At 52.5% G+C, this 15,782-nt stretch carries 16 protein-coding genes; 3 read left to right on the top strand and 13 right to left on the bottom strand.

The genetic code is table 11. The features are described from left to right. Positions 1 to 46: 46 nt before the first annotated feature. The gene (locus NST84_RS14645; protein ID WP_342566269.1) at positions 47 to 1,414 is read left to right on the top strand and encodes an MFS transporter; all 1,368 of its coding nucleotides are present in this window, start codon (positions 47 to 49) and stop codon (positions 1,412 to 1,414) included. Here NST84_RS14645 and NST84_RS14640 read toward each other — a convergent pair. Further along, on the bottom strand, positions 1,365 to 2,282 hold the full coding sequence (locus tag NST84_RS14640) for a LysR family transcriptional regulator (RefSeq protein WP_342566268.1): 918 nt from the start codon (positions 2,280 to 2,282) through the stop codon (positions 1,365 to 1,367). The two genes, NST84_RS14645 and NST84_RS14640, sit on opposite strands and share 50 nt — an antisense overlap. A 133-nt stretch (positions 2,283 to 2,415) precedes the next feature. Here NST84_RS14640 and NST84_RS14635 point away from each other — a divergent pair, with 133 nt between their 5' ends. Next, a complete protein-coding gene (locus tag NST84_RS14635; RefSeq protein ID WP_342566267.1) occupies positions 2,416 to 3,747 on the top strand; it encodes a uracil/xanthine transporter in 1,332 nt (443 codons plus the stop codon). A 2-nt stretch (positions 3,748 to 3,749) separates the two neighbouring features. On the opposite strand, the gene bshB2 is transcribed toward NST84_RS14635, so the two are convergent. From bshB2 to NST84_RS14605, 6 genes are all read right to left on the bottom strand, one after another. Continuing rightward, on the bottom strand, positions 3,750 to 4,448 hold the full coding sequence (gene bshB2 / locus NST84_RS14630) for a bacillithiol biosynthesis deacetylase BshB2 (RefSeq protein WP_342566266.1): 699 nt from the start codon (positions 4,446 to 4,448) through the stop codon (positions 3,750 to 3,752). After that, positions 4,448 to 4,792, bottom strand: coding sequence for a YojF family protein (locus NST84_RS14625; RefSeq protein WP_342566265.1), 345 nt, complete (start codon positions 4,790 to 4,792; stop codon positions 4,448 to 4,450). Before NST84_RS14625 ends, bshB2 begins: the two co-directional genes overlap by 1 nt. 58 nt (positions 4,793 to 4,850) lie before the next feature. Continuing rightward, entirely contained in the window at positions 4,851 to 5,159 is a 309-nt protein-coding gene (locus tag NST84_RS14620) for a hypothetical protein (protein ID WP_342566264.1), read from the bottom strand. A 182-nt stretch (positions 5,160 to 5,341) separates the two neighbouring features. Continuing rightward, positions 5,342 to 6,088, bottom strand: a complete 747-nt coding sequence (locus NST84_RS14615) for an amino acid ABC transporter ATP-binding protein (protein ID WP_342566437.1) — start codon at positions 6,086 to 6,088, stop codon at positions 5,342 to 5,344. Between the two features lie 12 nt (positions 6,089 to 6,100). Further along, the gene (locus NST84_RS14610; RefSeq protein ID WP_342566263.1) at positions 6,101 to 6,760 is read right to left on the bottom strand and encodes an amino acid ABC transporter permease; all 660 of its coding nucleotides are present in this window, start codon (positions 6,758 to 6,760) and stop codon (positions 6,101 to 6,103) included. A 29-nt stretch (positions 6,761 to 6,789) separates the two neighbouring features. Continuing rightward, positions 6,790 to 7,560: an amino acid ABC transporter substrate-binding protein gene (locus tag NST84_RS14605; RefSeq protein WP_342566262.1), complete on the bottom strand. Its 771-nt coding sequence runs from the start codon at positions 7,558 to 7,560 to the stop codon at positions 6,790 to 6,792. Positions 7,561 to 7,831: 271 nt separating this feature from the next. On the opposite strand from NST84_RS14605, the gene NST84_RS14600 reads away from it, so the two are divergent. Beyond that, complete coding sequence (locus NST84_RS14600) at positions 7,832 to 8,545, top strand: YwiC-like family protein (RefSeq protein WP_342566261.1); 714 nt, start codon at positions 7,832 to 7,834, stop codon at positions 8,543 to 8,545. Positions 8,546 to 8,652: 107 nt separating this feature from the next. On the opposite strand, the gene ilvB is transcribed toward NST84_RS14600, so the two are convergent. The 6 genes from ilvB to NST84_RS14570 all read right to left on the bottom strand — a co-directional run bounded on the left by ilvB (position 8,653) and on the right by NST84_RS14570 (position 15,780). Further along, positions 8,653 to 10,329 carry a biosynthetic-type acetolactate synthase large subunit gene (ilvB, locus tag NST84_RS14595; protein ID WP_342566260.1) on the bottom strand — a complete coding sequence of 559 codons (1,677 nt, stop codon included), beginning with the start codon at positions 10,327 to 10,329 and terminating at the stop codon, positions 8,653 to 8,655. A gap of 164 nt (positions 10,330 to 10,493) precedes the next feature. Beyond that, complete coding sequence (moaA, locus tag NST84_RS14590) at positions 10,494 to 11,510, bottom strand: GTP 3',8-cyclase MoaA (RefSeq protein ID WP_342566259.1); 1,017 nt, start codon at positions 11,508 to 11,510, stop codon at positions 10,494 to 10,496. A gap of 26 nt (positions 11,511 to 11,536) precedes the next feature. After that, complete coding sequence (glp, locus tag NST84_RS14585; RefSeq protein WP_342566258.1) at positions 11,537 to 12,784, bottom strand: gephyrin-like molybdotransferase Glp; 1,248 nt, start codon at positions 12,782 to 12,784, stop codon at positions 11,537 to 11,539. A gap of 49 nt (positions 12,785 to 12,833) precedes the next feature. Next, complete coding sequence (locus NST84_RS14580; RefSeq protein ID WP_342566257.1) at positions 12,834 to 14,324, bottom strand: MFS transporter; 1,491 nt, start codon at positions 14,322 to 14,324, stop codon at positions 12,834 to 12,836. 257 nt (positions 14,325 to 14,581) lie between these two features. Beyond that, positions 14,582 to 15,109, bottom strand: coding sequence for a hemerythrin domain-containing protein (locus tag NST84_RS14575; RefSeq protein ID WP_342566256.1), 528 nt, complete (start codon positions 15,107 to 15,109; stop codon positions 14,582 to 14,584). A 23-nt stretch (positions 15,110 to 15,132) separates the two neighbouring features. Further along, the gene (locus tag NST84_RS14570) at positions 15,133 to 15,780 is read right to left on the bottom strand and encodes a response regulator transcription factor (RefSeq protein WP_342566255.1); all 648 of its coding nucleotides are present in this window, start codon (positions 15,778 to 15,780) and stop codon (positions 15,133 to 15,135) included. Positions 15,781 to 15,782 lie beyond the last annotated feature (2 nt).

Genomic DNA, 15,782 nt, shown 5'->3' with positions numbered 1-15,782 from the left:
TTTCATTTACGATAACATTACTTTCATTATTAAGGAGGAAGCTGACATGAAAAACCGTAACAGATGGTTATTAATAGCGGTAGGTTTAGGGGTTCTGCTGAATCCGTTGAACTCTTCAATGATTTCTATTGCATTAGCCAGACTTCAGGAGGTGTACCGGCTTGACTATACTGCTGTATCCTGGGTTGTTTTTGCCTTTTATATAGCCAGCAGTGTCGCCCAACCGGTCATGGGCAAAGCCAGTGATTTGTTCGGCCGCCGCCGTATTTTCCTTGCCGGGCTTGTGGTTGCATTCGCAGCCTCCATACTGGCTCCCTTCTCGCCGGGGTTTGGCTGGCTGATTGTTTGCCGGATTATCCAGTCCATAGGAACAAGTATGATGGTAGCGGTCGGCATGGCCATTGTGCGGGTCCATATCAAGGAGAACCAGGCTGCCGCCCTGTCTGTCCTGTCCGTCTTTTTGTCAGGCGCTGCGGCAGTCGGTCCTTTTATCGGGGGCGTAATTATCGGCTGGTGGGATTGGGAGGCTATTTTCTGGGTCAATATTCCTTTTACAGCTGCCGGTTTTTTGTTCGCGTGGAGGTGGATTCCTGAGGATACCCCGGAGGAGTCTCCGGTTAAAGGCTTGCCACTATCCAAATGGCTGGAAATTCTCGACGTTAAGGGGATTGTACTGTTTGCAGCCGGGCTGACAGCTCTGCTTCTGGGTGTACTGTCCTTTAAATCAACCGGAGCCGCCGCGTTATGGCAGATCCTTACGACGCTGGCCGGACTCGCACTGCTTACCCTATTTGTAATACAAGAGCTGAGATCAGCTTCACCTTTCATTCCGCTACGCACCTTTGCCCGCTACCCGGCAATGACCCGGGTCAATGTGGAGTACATGCTGGTTAACGTGCTGTTTTATGCGCTGTTCTTCGGGCTGCCCTCCTATTTACAGACGGTGCGTGAGGTCAGTGTCTTCCATACGGGCATTCTGATGCTCAGTCTCGGCCTGTGCTCGCTCGCAGCGGCTCCGGTTGCAGGGCGGTGGGTCGACCGCTCAGGTCCGGGACCGGCTCTTATGCTGTCTGCTCTGCTGATGATGTTTGGCTCCCTCTGGCTGGTAATGATGAACGAAAGCTCGCCGGTTGCCGGCGTATGCATAGCACTGGCCGCTTTCGGCATAAGCAACGGCCTGAGCGGTGTCGGCCTGCAGGCCGCCCTGTTTCAAAGCTCTCCGCAAGAAATCATCGGCGTTGCTTCCGGTGTGTTCAACACATCAAGGTATTTCGGGACCATCCTGTCCTCACTGCTGACAGGCCTCGTCATGGGCGGGCGGCTCAGCTCCGGCGGTCTGCGTTCGCTTGCCCTGGTGCTTACAATTATCGCAATTCTGCTGATCTTGATGAACCGGCAGCGCCTGCGCGCATGATTTCGATAAAGTTCACGGCTGCTTTGCTCAGAAACGGCTGCTTTAGCCAGATTACGGCTGAGCTGGATACGGTATGGGGATCGTCGATCCGGGAATAGCGGATGCCCCGGCTGGAATGCCTGCCCAGTGAAGTCTCCGGCAGAATTGACGCGCCGAACCCGGAAGATACCAGCTCAATGAGCATTCCTATGTCAGAGCATTCTCCGATAATGCGCGGGGACAGCCCCCGGGAGCGGAAATGCTCAAGAATCAGATTGTAGAGACCCAGTCCCTCTGTACTCGGAAGGAGCAGCGGGTATCCCGCGATAGCTTCGTAAGATACCTTTTCCTCTGTCCGGGTAATGGTGCCGGAACCTCCATCGCCGGTAACAAAATACAAGGGCTCATCTCCAAGCATCAGACAGTCAAAGTCCTCCAGATCAATCGGCAGCCGGACAATAGCCAGATCAACCGTCTTGTTCTGGACCAGCTGGATCAGCATGTTCGTTTCATTCTGCTGGATTTTGAAGGTTACCTTCGGATACTTTTCCCTGAACTGGCTGAGCGCACCGGGCAGACGGGAATCGGACAAGGTATTAATCCCGATGGACAGCTTCCCGCGGATTCCCTGCCCGCTTTCACGGGTCTCTGCCTTCGCTTCATCCATCAAGCGGGTTATTGTCAGGGCATGCTCATATAGCGTTCTGCCGGCAGCAGTCAATTCCAGCTGCCGGCCGTTGCGGTGAAACAACGGCACACCCAGTTCAGTCTCCATCAGCTTAAGCTGCTGGCTCAGCGGAGGCTGGGACATATGCAGCTTAAGCGCTGCAGAGGTGACCTGACGTTCCTCTGTAAGGGCAATAAAATAGCGCAGCTGCCTGATATCCATAGGCTCAGCTCCTCCTTTTTATCTTTTGTATATGTTTTTCATATACTTTTGCTACAATTATAATATTATTCATATAGCTCACTCCATGATACCATGCTTATGTAAACTTACGCAGAAAGCTGGTATAGACATCATGAAGTGGAACAAGTACAAAGACAACCTGAGCTTATTGCCCGCAGGCGTGCAGTGGCTTTTCTTTTTGTTTACCAATACAGTGCTGGTCCCCCTGTCCGTGGGTCATGCACTGGGAATGAACGCAGGTGACATTACTGCATCTATGCAGCGGTCCTTTATTCTGACCGGCCTGTTATGTATTGTTCAAGCTTTATGGGGACACCGTTACGCCCTAATGGACGGTCCGGCAGGTATTTGGTGGGGGCTGGTGCTCGGTATTGTCTCCTCAGCTCCTGCAATGGGCATGAATCCTGCATCCGTAGCAGCAAGCCTGACCGGCGGATTTCTGCTGGCAGGCGTTATCGGAAGCCTGCTTGCTATGCTCGGCTTCCTTAAAGTGCTGCAGCGCCTGTTCACCCCGGCGGTAATGGGGATCTATCTGCTGCTGCTTACTTTTCAGCTGGCCAATACTTTTTTCAAAGGCATGATCGGCTACAGTGCCGGCGGCAAATGGGATTTGCAGCTTGCCGGACTGTCGCTCGTCATCATTCTGTTTGTTTCCTTTATCCATTTGAAGGCTAAAGGCAAGCTCAGCCAGTTCTCCCTGCTCCTTGGGATCATAGCCGGCTGGATCGCCTATGTCATCTGTTTCGGCAGCTCCGGAAGCATCGGGACACCATCAGCGGAAAGTACAGCTGTCTGGCAATGGATGCCCTGGGGCAGGCCAACCTTTGTGCCGGGTATCGTCATGGTCGGCCTGCTTGCCGGGCTTGTCAATATGACCAACACGTTAACCAGCCTGCTGGCTGCTGATAAACTGTATCAGCAGCAGGCCACAGAGAAACAGTATATCCGCTCGCTGCTGTTCACCAATCTGTTTTCGGTGGTTGGCGCCTGCTTTGGGCTGATCCCGTTCGGCACGTTCGCCTCCTCTATCGGATTTCTGGAGAATACGAAGGTGCTGCGCCGTTCCGCGCTGATGATCGGTGCCGCCCTGCTTATGCTGGTCGGCCTCATTCCGGCTTTGAGCAGCTGGCTGGCAATGCTCCCGATGTCTGTCGGCAGCGCAGTGCTGTTTGTCGCCTACCTGCAGATGTTTGGCACAGCGCTGAATACCTTAGGCCGCACGGCGCTCAATTCCAAAACGATCTATCGTGTCGCTCTCCCGGTATTGACCGGAATCGGGATTATGAATATCCCGGCCGCTGCTTTTGCAGACTTCCCGCCGCTGCTGATTCCAGTCGCTTCTAACGGTCTGGTAGTTGGCGTTATACTGGCCGTGATAATGGAGAATCTTGTACCCTGGAGCCAATATGAGCCCCAGACTTCCAGTCTGCCTGTATCCAAATAACCTTAATTGAACCGGTAAGTCCAAAATTGCTCTGTGCCGTAACGGCTGCGGATTTCTTCCTCAGTCAGAACCCGGCTGCCTACAAGCTCCGCTGCCTGAAACTGCGAACGGTGCGCCTGAATGGAAGCCATTTTTGAGACAAGGAATGCCGTAACGTCTACCGTGACATCCGCTCTGCCGATCATTTGTTCATGATTGCTGGAAAAGGCGCTGCAGAGTACAACCGGCCGCTCTTCCGCATCAAGCCGTCCGATGGTGCGGATTACAGCGGCTCCGGTTGCATCATGGTCGGGATGCACGCTGTAGCCGGGATAGAAGGTGATCACCAGCTCCGGCTGCAGCTCCTGGAGTAAAGACATAATTGTTTTATCCAGCAGCTCCTGATCCTCGAATTCAATCATCTTATCATGGAATCCCAGCATTCTCAGGTCCTGAATACCGATTGCCCGGCAGGAGGCTTCCAGCTCCAGCTTGCGGATCGCCGGCAGGGTAACACGGTTCGCAAAAGGCGGGATCCCCATATTCCTGCCCATTTCACCAAGCGTCAGACAGGCAAAGGTAACCTGCACACCTTCTGCAATATATTTGGCTAATGTTCCTGCTGCCACAAAGGACTCGTCATCCGGATGCGGGAGCACGACCAGAATACGCCGCGTGCCCGTTTGATTTGTACTCACGATAGTCTGTTCCTCCATGTTCATCAGAATGCCTCCAGACTCAGCTGCAGGGCAACAACCAGCTTGCCCTGGCTGTCATGGCCGGCCAGTATAAGGCGCTGTGTATCCTGCTCATCGATATGGGTTAGGCCCTCGGCGTAAATCCATCCCTGTCCTGTTTTTAACCCGACACGGTAAGGTCCTGTGCCGGAAATGGAGCCCTGTGTGTAACGGATAACCGCATTGCTGATAAAAGCGGACGCCGGATGACGGCTGCTGTCCAGATGATTGGCATACGCGCCAGAGGTAAGCTCAAGATGAAGATACAGATCACGGCCGAGTAATTCATTAATCCGTGACTGTATGTATTGTGGTTGTATCGGCTGCATAGTAGTCTCCTTAGTAAATATATAAATTGCGCTAAAAGTAGATGATAACCCTGTAACCCTATCCTTCGACAATATCCGCCTGAAGATCCGTAGCAATCTCAATCATTAAAGGTACAACTGCTTCTGCGGATACCGCTACATAAAGATCTCCGGAATACAGCCGGAAAGGAATTTCCGCTTCTCCAGAATTCCACATGAAGAAATCTCCCTCAATAGTCATGATGCTTTCCGGCCCTTTAACGGTAAAAGTCTGCGAATAAGCAAAGTCAGCTCTCTGTGCAAAGTACTGTTTGCATTCCTCCAGGGAGATCGCCTCTGCGGCATTATCCTCCTGCATCGAACGGGTAATACGAAAACGCTGATTCATGTTAAGCCTCCAAAAGAACAAATTTCTGCAGCAGAAGAAACTGGAATGCATTCCTGCTACTGTCCCGAAATCCCATTTTCTCATTCCCGGTGCTCTCTGTCAAAACAATGCATGTTCATTCATACAGAAAATAACAAAAAGTGCATAGCATACGCTATGCACTCTACTCTATCCGTACTCTACTACTCCTGTTTCAAAAAAGTCCGGGTCCGCTCCAGCTTCGGATTGCCGAAGATCTGATCCGGCGTGCCGGATTCGGCGATCTCCCCGTTATCCATAAAGAAGACCCGGTCTGCCACATCGCGGGCAAAGTTCATCTCATGGGTTACGATGATCATCGTCATATGCTCCTCGGCCAGCTGGCGGATGACCTTCAGCACCTCGCCTGTGAGCTCGGGATCGAGCGCCGAGGTCGGTTCGTCAAACAGCAGAATGTCCGGGTTCAGCATCAGCGCTCTGGCAATCGCCACCCGCTGCTTCTGCCCGCCTGACAGCATGGACGGATAGACATCCGCCTTGTCAGCCAGCCCTACCTTGGTGAGCAGCTCCATGCTTCTGGCTGAAATAACCTGGCTGCTCTCCCGCTTCAAGGTTCGGGGAGCCAGCTCCAGATTCCCCCGTACCGTCAGATGCGGAAACAGGTTAAAATGCTGGAACACCATCCCCATCGTCGCGGTAATGTCCCTTATCTCCGCTGTGCCGGCATATTTACCGTTCTCGGCCAGCGTTTTGCCGTGGATGAAAATACTTCCTCCGGTGATCTCCTCCAGATGCACGAGACTGCGCAGCATGGTGCTTTTACCGGAGCCGGAAGGCCCGATCACGGCCACAACCTCGCCGGGATTAACTTCAAAAGTAATTTGCTTCAGCACATCCAGGCTGCCGAAGGATTTCTGTAATTGTTTCACTTCAATAATACTGCTCATAATCGGACAGCCCTTCTACTCAAATTTGAAACGTTTCTCCAGCAGTTTGAAGAACAGCGTCAGCACCAGTGTCATCAGCAAATAGATGATTCCTGCCACAACAAACGGAGTCACTGTGAAATCACGGTTCACTGCTGTCTTGGCATAATTCAGCAGCTCCGGTACGGCTACAGCATAGAGCAGCGCTGTGTCTTTAACCAGCGTAATCGACTCATTCGCCACCGCCGGCAGGGCAACCCGGAACATCTGGGCGAGAATGACCTTGCGCAGTGTCTGCCATTTACTGAGACCCAGTACCTTGGCCGCCTCATGCTGTCCTTTATCAATGGACAGCAGGCCGCCGCGGAAAATTTCTGCGAAATAGGCTCCATAATTCAGGATAAAGCCGAGGGCAGCTGCGGCAAAACGGTCCATGACCAGATATTCGCCGATAACCGGAATCTGCGGCAGTCCAAAGCAGAAGAACAACAGCTGCAGCAGCAGCGGGGTGCCGCGCATAACATAAATATAAGTATGGGCCAGCCAGGCCAGCGGCTTCATCCGGCTCTTGGCCATTAGTGTGACCAGCATCCCGAGCGGGATGGACAGGACGATGACGATCAGGAACAGCAGCACTGTTGTACGTGCCCCCTCCAGCATCGGCCCGGCAATCTGGATAATATAATCAATACTCATTTCAGTAACCGACTCCTAAAGGAAACTATCTAGTTCAATACTTTATTTTCGCCAAACCATTTGGTAGAGATTTCAGCGGCTGTGCCGTCACTGCTCAGCTCATCAAGCGCCTTCTGCAGCTCATCCAGTAAAGCCTGATTGTCCTTCTTGATTCCGATACCGTACTGCTCAGGGGCAAGAGATTCATCCAGCAGCTTGTATGTATTCTGCTCAAGGGACATGTAATATCTGGCTACCACTTCATCAATAACTACACCGTCAAGGCGTCCTGATTTCAGATCCGTCAGGGCAAGCACGTTGTCCGGGAACTCGGATACACCGGCAACCTCTGCTTTAATCGGGCTGGCACCCAGTGCGTCTGCTGCGGACGACAGGCTCTGAAGTCCCAGCTCCTTGCCGGCAAGATCAGTAAGTGTAGTCAGGGGAGAATCGGCAAGCACAACTACCACCTGGCTGTTTTCCAGGTAAGGTTTGGTGAACAGTACCTTTTCCTTGCGCTCATCGGTAATCGTATATCCGTTCCAGATCATGTCGATACGTCCGCTGTTCAGCTCGGATTCCTTGGCCGACCAGTCGATTGGCTGGAAGGTCACCTCTTTGCCCATTTTTTCGGCAGCAGCCTTGGCGTAGTCAATATCGAAGCCGACAATCTCATTGTTCTCGTCACGGAAGCCCATCGGCGCGAACTTATCATCAATTCCGATAACCAGCTTATTATCATCATTTCCTGATCCGGAGCAGCCTGCGATCACCGCTATAATCATTACTGTTAATAAAATCCATAGTCCCTTGCGTCTCATCTCTCTTATCCCCCTAGTAAAATTAAAGTGTCCACACGCGCTTTAGTTCGTTAACACGTTATCAGGGTATCATAATAACATAGGATGTGATTTGCGTCGATAAAGGAGGGATCGCCCTCTGTGTCAATGGATAAATTGCAAACAATTAATTACAGCAAAATGCGGTTGTGTCTGCGGTCACTATAGCGCTGTCATGACAGAAGGTATAATAAACTGAGGCTAATTTAATACAGCCATTTCATGATAGCTTGCCGTAGGAGGAGATATTAACATGAGGAAGTTTATACCGAACCAGCACGGCGCCTGGGCCATGCTGATCCTTCCCTTTCTGTTCGGAATTGCATCATCTGCAGGAAAAGCCATACATATTCCGCTGTTCATCTGCTGGCTGCTGATCTATCTGTTCAGCTTCCCGCTGCTGCAGGGGGTCAAGACCGGGAAATTCCAGCGTTACGCCAAGCCGATCAAGCTGTACGGGCTGCTGCTGATCCCGTTTGTTGTTTATCTGGTTATCGCCGAGCCTCAGCTGATCTGGTTCGTGCTTCCGCTGCTGCCGCTCTTTGCTGTTAATCTCTATTTTGCCAAAACAAAAAATGAACGCGCCCTGGTCAACGACATCTCAGCGATCATCGCCTTTTCCCTGATTATTTATCCGGTCTTCTATGTCGGACAGGGAGAGAGCTGGCGGACGGCGACGGAGCTGTTCCTCTTATCCGCCCTGTACTTCACCGGGACTGCACTGTATGTCAAGACGATTATCCGGGAACGGAACAATGTCCGCTATTATTATGTATCCGTTGTCTATCATCTGCTGCTTGCCGCGGCAGGCCTGCTGCTGTTCCCTTCGCTCTTTGTTCCTCTGCTGATCCTGCTCCTCCGGGCCGCTATTCTGCCGAAGACGGGGATTACAGTCAAACGTACCGGTATCACTGAGATTGGTTTTTCGGTCATGCTGTACGTTGCCGTGCTGGTGTTTTACTTCTAGGGAGTCCCGGCCTGAAACAATGTAAAAGGATGCTTCTCTATCGGTGTTCCGATAGAAAAGCATCCTTTTTATGTACCATTCAATAGACTATTGTCTACTATAAAAGACTATTCGACAATCATATCCTGATTGCTTGATCCCGGCGGAACGATCGGATACACATTTGTCTCCTCGGTAATATCGAATTCCATAATCACGAGTCCTTCTGTTTGAAGCGCCAGATCAATGATCTGCTCTGCCTCATCAAGGGTACGTGCCCGGAAGCCGTGCGCGCCGAAGGATTTGGCCAGGGCGACAAAATCAGGCGAGCTGATCCGTACCGATGAGTACCGTTTGCCGAGGAACAGCTGCTGCCACTGTCTTACCATGCCAAGATAGCCGTTTTTGAAAATAGCGACCTTGACATTCAGACCCAGATCGACCGCTGTCATCATCTCCTGCATATTCATCTGAATGCTTCCGTCCCCTGTAATACAGACGACCGTCCGGTCCGGATAGGCAACAGCAGCCCCGATTGCCGCCGGCAGGCCATATCCCATCGTACCAAGCCCGCCTGAGGTCAGGAAAGAACGCGGCCGGGTAAATGGATAATGGGTTGCTGTCCAGATCTGATGCTGGCCAACATCTGTTGAGATGATCGCATCGCCGGCTGAGGCATTCTGAAGACAGGCGATCACTTCCTGCGGGGCCAGCTTCTGCTCTGCTTTGCGTTTCGCTTTTGCCGAACGGCTGCGCCAGGCCTGAATCTGCTGTTCCCACTCCCAAAATTCAGCTGGATGTACATTCCCTGTTAACCGTTCCAGCATCTCGCCGCATGAGCCGGTAATGGCCAGATCAATCTGAATGTTCTTGTTCAGCTCGGATGTATCAATATCCACCTGGATTTTATAGGAATCCGGCGAGAAGGCTTTGCGGTTGCCCGTGACCCGGTCGCTGAACCGGACGCCGAGGCACAGCGCTACATCAGCGCTCTGCAGCGCGCGGTTGGCAGCGACGCTGCCGTGCATCCCGACCATGCCCAGATGTTGAGGATGCCCGGACGGGAAAGCGCCCAGGCCCATCAGTGTGCTGGCCACTGGCAGATGGTACTGCTCGGCAAAAGACCGGACCAGTGCAGGCGTATTATCTGTCATGCATCCGCCGCCGATCAGGATCAGCGGCCGTTTCGCGCCGCTGAGCTGCTCTGCTGCCAGCTGAATGTCAGCCTGCGCGATGGAATGGTCCGGCTGATACCCGCGGATATACGGCAGATTCAGCGTTTCAGCGTTATAAAGACAGTCTGGAACCTCCGCATTCATTACATTCTTGGGTAAGTCGATGAGAACCGGACCGGGCCGTCCGGTTGCCGCCACATAGAAGGCCTCATGTATTATTCTTGGCAGGTCAGCGATTTCCCTTACAATATAATTATGTTTGGTGATCGGCATCGTCATCCCGTAAATATCCACTTCCTGAAAGCTGTCCAGGCCGATCAGCTCCGTCGATACCTGACCGGTAAACACAATCAGCGGAACAGAATCCATAAACGCCGTAGCGATCCCGGTTACGGCATTGGTTGCCCCCGGACCGCTGGTAACCAGCGCTACACCGGTGAGTCCGGTCGCCCGGGCATAGCCATCCGCCGCATGAACCGCCGCCTGCTCATGCCGGACCAGCACATGCTCAATCCTGTCACAATCATATAGCGCATCATACAAGGGCAGTACGGCACCGCCCGGGTATCCGAATATCGTCTCCACATCTTTTTCGATCAGCATCTGAATCAGCAGCTGGGCTCCGTTCATAGGTACAATTCGTCTCCTGTCTCATTTATATGTTTTACGGATAGCAGATTATGGGTAACATGTCGAAGAAGAAATCCGCCGCCGGGTGGGTTCAGGTAACTTCGAGTCGGCCAAGAACGATCTTCAATCGGGCTCCATCAACAGTTGAAAGCCCTTTCTTTAAATCAGCCTCCGATATAGGACATGCCGATCTTTGTTCTGCTGCGGGCAGTCTGCTCTGTCCGCTCATCAGAATAACGGTCACTCCGCTGCTCCCACACCGTCCGGATTGCTTTCAGCAGCGTTTCATCATCCGCTCCGCTGCGGAGCATTGTTCTAAGATCCAGGCCATCGGAAGCAAACAGGCAGGTGTAGAATTTCCCGTCGGAAGACAGCCTTGCCCGCGTACAGGAGGAACAGAACGATTCCGAGACAGAGGTGATAAAGCCTACCTCTGCCCCGTTGTCCATATATCTGTAACGCTCGGCAACTTCACCGAAGTAACTGTGACCCAGCGCTTCCATTTCGAAGCTGCTTTGGAGACGCTCCAGGATTTCTTTTTTGGTGACAACCTTCTTGAAGCTCCAGCCGTTGTCATTGCCGACATCCATGAATTCAATGAACCGCAGGGTAATCCGCTTATCCTTGAAATAACAGGCCATCGGTTCGATCTCCGTCTCGTTGACACCCCGCTGCACCACCATATTCACCTTAACCTCAAAGCCGGTGTTTACGGCATGTTCAATGTTTTGCAGAATAATCCCGGATTTTAAACCCCGGCCATTCATTCGCCCGAATAATTCGGGGTCCAGGGCATCCAGGCTGACATTCAGCCTGCGCAGTCCGGCAGCATATAGCGGCTTCGCCTGCTGTCCCAGCAGGACTCCGTTGGTCGTCAATCCCATATCCTCTACCCCTGCCATGGTACGTAAATCTTCAACCAGTACGGGGAGATCGCGCCGCAGCAGCGGTTCGCCGCCTGTAAGACGGATTTTGGTTACTCCTAAAGAGACGAACAATCTGGTCAACCGGTTCATTTCAGGAAACGTAAGCAGCTCATTGGACGGAAGAAAGGCGTAATCATCACCGAACAGCTCTTTGGGCATGCAGTAGGAGCACCTGAAATTGCACCGGTCTGTTACAGAAATCCGCAGATCACGGATCGGACGGCGCAACTGATCTTGTATGGGTTCTGTTCTCATCTGTCTGGTCCTCCCTTTCTGCAGGCTTACAAAAGCCATTCCTCTGTTCCTTCCTCAACGCCCAGAAGCAGCACATCTACTGCGGTACCCGCAGAGTAGCCTCTGGTTCCTCCCGGCAGCACAATCAGGGAATTCCCCCTTGCGATCGAGGATACGGCATTGGATTTATTAAATCCGGCCGGCCGTACCGAAAAGCCGTCATACACTGCCCGGATAAACCGGGTGAACGGATTGGCTTTGGTGAAATCCTCAGCAAGTATGGCTTTCGTATAGGGCAGATACACTTTTTCCGCTCCCGTCATCCGGAGCAGCACCGGCCGGACAAACAGCTCGAAGCCGGTAAAGCAGGCTGAAGGGTTACCGGACAAGCCGAACAGGTATTTATTCCCCGAGACGGCAACCGTGGTTACACTGCCCGGACGCATGGCCACTTTGTTGAACAGCACCTCTGCGCCGAGCCGCGCATAAATCTCCGGCAGAAAATCGAAATCTCCGACAGATACCCCGCCTGTTGTAATCAGGCAGTCGGATTCAGACAGCGCCTGCTCAACTGTCTGCAGGCTTTCTTCCAGCAGATCTGCTGCTGTTTCATATATCCGGAACGGTATCCCCATCCGGGCAAGCTGGGCCGCAATCATCGGGCCGTTACTGTTGCGGATTTTGCCGGGTTCCAGCGGAGAAGAGACATCCAGCAGCTCTGTCCCGGTTGAGAGGATGCCGACGACCGGGCGCCTGGCCACCTTCACCTGAGCGTAGCCAAACGTGGCGAGCAGCGCTATTGTGCCGGGCTGAATGAAGCTGCCGGCCGGGATAATCTGTTCCCCGGCCTGCATATCCTCACCCTGCAGAGACAGATTCTCCCCGGCGGCAAAGGCTTTGCGGATCGTAAAGCCCAGCGGACCGGCTTCAGCCGTCTGCTCGAACATGACGACCGCATCAGCACCTGCCGGAAGCGCCGCTCCCGTCATCAGCCGGACTGCCTCACAGGCACCGACAGTTACACCCGATACCTGACCGGCACCGATATGATCCACGACCCTGAACGCGATCCGGTTCTGCCCGGACGCTCCTGCGGAATCAGCAGACCGGATGGCATAACCGTCATACGGCGAACGTGTGAAATGCGGCACATCATGAGTCGCGGTCAGCGGCTCCGCAAGGATGCGCCCGTAGCTTTCGGCAAGCGGCACACTTTCCGTGCCGGTGCGTCCGGCTTGTTCAATAACTCTGGCTACTGCTTCTGCCACACTGACCGGATTTCTCGTCTTTTCCACCTTTATCTGCTCCTAACTTCGGTATACTGGAACCCGGCGGTTACGCGGGTTATTTATTCGTTATATCGCTGAATGTGCCTACATAACGCACATCCTCACCCGTCTCATCCTTCACAGCGCTGATATTCAGCCATTGCAGGTACTCCTGGCCGTTCTTACGCTTATTCCAGATTTCGCCCTGCCACATCCCTTTAGCCTTGATCTCGCTCCACATGGACCCGTAGAATTCTTTGGACTGCCTGCCTGATTTGAGAATGCTCGGCTGCTTGCCGACGACTTCCTCCTCCGCATAGCCAGTGAGCTTCGAAAATGCCGGATTTACGGACTTAATGAGTCCGCTGACATCGGTAACCATAATTCCTTGCCCGGTCGAATTGAATACTTCCGAGGTAAGAGCAAGCTTGTCCTGAAAGTACAGCCATACTACCAGCACCAGACTGGCCAGCGCTACCTGGGAGAGCAGCATAAAGCCGATGGAATATTGGCCGGTTGCCGCATAGATGACTGACAGCATAATCGGCGGGAAGAAACCGCCCAGACCGCCCATCATGGACACAATCCCGTTAGCAATCCCTGCCTGCTTGTTAAAGTATAGCGGAACCAGCTTAAAGATAACACCGTTGCCGATCCCCGCGCTTACCGCAATGGCAAGACAGCCGGCGGTATAAAGTCCCATTGATGGCATGAATGCCAGGATGATGGCGGCAACCGTATAGATGCTGAACGTGCCGATCAGCAGGAACAGCGGCTGGAACTTGTCGGCCAGCCATCCGCCAACCGGACGGAAGAAGGTAGCTACCGCAATAAATCCAGCAGTACGCATCCCGGCATCCACCTTTTCCAGTCCGAAGTTGGATACCAGGAAGTTAGGCAGATAGATCGTAAACGCAACAAAGGAACCAAAGGTAATGAAATAGAATAGCGAGAACAGCCAGAGCTTTTCATTTTTGGCCACCCCTTTGATCTGTTCAATAATCGGCGTTTTCAGCTTAGGCTCATGACGGTCCCCGAAAAAGAAATTCAGGGCGATGAAGATCAGCAGCAGAATCAGATACAGCTTCACTGCTGGACCCCAGCCGATCTGTGCAGCGATCATCGGAGCTGAAAATGTGGTAACCGCTGTTCCCATGTTGCCGATCCCGTAGATCCCGTTCACCAGCCCGTGCTTATCCTTGGAGTAATATTTGGGCAGTGACGTTACTCCTACTGAGAATACAGCGCCCCCTATACCGAGAAACGTTCCGCCGATGATCAGGTGCGCCATCGTTGTCGCTTCACTGATGAAGTAGACCGGGAACAGCAACAGAATGAAGCTGCACATGAAAATGATGCGTGCCCCGAAAATGTTGGCATAATAGCCCAGAGGAATCCGCAGAACCGAGCCGAGTACAACCGGTATGGCAGTAACCATGGCCAGTTTACCTGACGGGATACTGATGTCCTCGGAAATATAGGGCATCAGGGAGGAGATAATTACCCATACCATAAATCCGGTAACCAAGTTTAGTGTTTGAAGCGGTAACTGCATTTTTTTAATCATTCGTTCTCACCTTTTCGCCAAGTATTCTTCTGATTGTATATAGTGAATCATTCCTGTACTCATTGTATCTGCCGATCCCCCGGCTCAGATATAGGGGAGTCCCCTGTCCCTGACAGGGTAAACCCTGAAAATAAAATAAGGCGGCTATCCTGCCGGTTTAAGACAGGATAAGCGCCTCATTTATTAAGGGATTACTCGCATTATGCAGCTTCACGGCAAAATGAAAACAGCTGCTCCAGGCAGGAACAGCTGTTGATTCAGGTGATCAGTGTATTCAGTTTACCGGACAGCCGCTCCCGGTCACGTGGACTCAGCAGAGTCTCGGCCATCGGGAACACTACGGTTTCTTCTTTAACAAAATGTACGGTCAGCACCTCAAACGCTTCACCCGCATCCTTGGCAGCAGCACGAAGATCCTCCACTGAGTTCAGCTGTGCTTCCTCAGCTGTATGATGCAGGAAATGTCCGATATACCCGTCAATCTCACGATGCTCCTCCTGGATACCGACAAGCGGTCCCTGCTCAAAGCCGATGTACTGCCCCAGCAGCGGGAAGAAATGCTCCTCTTCCTTAGCGGTGTGCTTATTAAGCGGAATAATAAAATCCATAATTGCTCTGCGCAGCTCTTGTAGCCTTGCCCTGCCTTCTTCCAGACTGAAGTTGTCCTGTTCGAACCAGAGCACGGCAGCATGCCATTCTCCCATCAGATAGGATAAATAGCGGTGTTCATTCTCAAGAATACGCATGGCAGGTGTTGAAAACTGCAGGCCTGTAATCTCAGACATGTTGCCACGCCTCCATTCGCCGGTCAGAAATCCAGCATTTTTTTACGTAACGCATATTCAACCAGCTCAGGCCGGCTCTTCAGGTTCAGCTTTTCCATAATCTTCGCTTTATGCGCCTCAACTGTCTTCACCGAAATGTACAGCTTCTCGGCAACTTCCTTGTTCCCGTAGCCTTTGGCAATCAGCGGCAGTATTTCCAGCTCCCGCTTGGATAACAGCTCGAACAGATCTTCAGTTGTGACGGTCTTGTCTTTCTTGATGAACTCACGGACCAGCGAGGTCGCCATCTTGGGGTGAATATAGGTGCCGCCTTCATAAATCGTCCGGATGGCCAGCAGCAGCTCCTCGTCCGGAGCGCTTTTGAGCACATACCCGGATGCCCCGTTCTTCAGCACATGGAACAGATATTCCTCGTCATCATGCATCGTCAGGATCAGGATCCGCGTATCGGGATAATCCTCCTTGATCTTACCGGTTGCAATCAGCCCGCTCTCGCCGGGGGGCATGCTCAGATCCATAATCAGAATGTCGGGCCGGTGCTTGGCAACCAGCGCGTATGCCTCCCTGCCGTCCGCAGCCGTTCCGATCACTTCAATATCATCCTGAAAATTAAGAATCATGGCGAACCCGCTGCGGACGATGGCATGGTCGTCAGCAATAACAATCTTCATTT

The sequence above is a fragment of the Paenibacillus sp. FSL R7-0345 genome, assembly GCF_038595055.1.
GTDB lineage: Bacteria > Bacillota > Bacilli > Paenibacillales > Paenibacillaceae > Paenibacillus_AQ.
This window is presented reverse-complemented; position numbering and strand designations above follow the sequence as displayed.

Bases quoted from the DNA above. Each gene is read 5' to 3' on its own strand.
- NST84_RS14645 (WP_342566269.1), top strand. From the start codon at position 47: ATGAAAAACCGTAACAGATGGTTATTAATAGCGGTAGGTTTAGGGGTT.
- NST84_RS14640 (WP_342566268.1), bottom strand. From the start codon at position 2,282: ATGGATATCAGGCAGCTGCGCTATTTTATTGCCCTTACAGAGGAACGT.
- NST84_RS14635 (WP_342566267.1), top strand. From the start codon at position 2,416: ATGAAGTGGAACAAGTACAAAGACAACCTGAGCTTATTGCCCGCAGGC.
- bshB2 (WP_342566266.1), bottom strand. From the start codon at position 4,448: ATGAACATGGAGGAACAGACTATCGTGAGTACAAATCAAACGGGCACG.
- NST84_RS14625 (WP_342566265.1), bottom strand. From the start codon at position 4,792: ATGCAGCCGATACAACCACAATACATACAGTCACGGATTAATGAATTA.
- NST84_RS14620 (WP_342566264.1), bottom strand. From the start codon at position 5,159: ATGAATCAGCGTTTTCGTATTACCCGTTCGATGCAGGAGGATAATGCC.
- NST84_RS14610 (WP_342566263.1), bottom strand. From the start codon at position 6,760: ATGAGTATTGATTATATTATCCAGATTGCCGGGCCGATGCTGGAGGGG.
- NST84_RS14605 (WP_342566262.1), bottom strand. From the start codon at position 7,560: ATGAGACGCAAGGGACTATGGATTTTATTAACAGTAATGATTATAGCG.
- NST84_RS14600 (WP_342566261.1), top strand. From the start codon at position 7,832: ATGAGGAAGTTTATACCGAACCAGCACGGCGCCTGGGCCATGCTGATC.
- ilvB (WP_342566260.1), bottom strand. From the start codon at position 10,329: ATGAACGGAGCCCAGCTGCTGATTCAGATGCTGATCGAAAAAGATGTG.
- moaA (WP_342566259.1), bottom strand. From the start codon at position 11,510: ATGAGAACAGAACCCATACAAGATCAGTTGCGCCGTCCGATCCGTGAT.
- NST84_RS14580 (WP_342566257.1), bottom strand. From the start codon at position 14,324: ATGATTAAAAAAATGCAGTTACCGCTTCAAACACTAAACTTGGTTACC.
- NST84_RS14575 (WP_342566256.1), bottom strand. From the start codon at position 15,109: ATGTCTGAGATTACAGGCCTGCAGTTTTCAACACCTGCCATGCGTATT.
- NST84_RS14570 (WP_342566255.1), bottom strand. From the start codon at position 15,780: ATGAAGATTGTTATTGCTGACGACCATGCCATCGTCCGCAGCGGGTTC.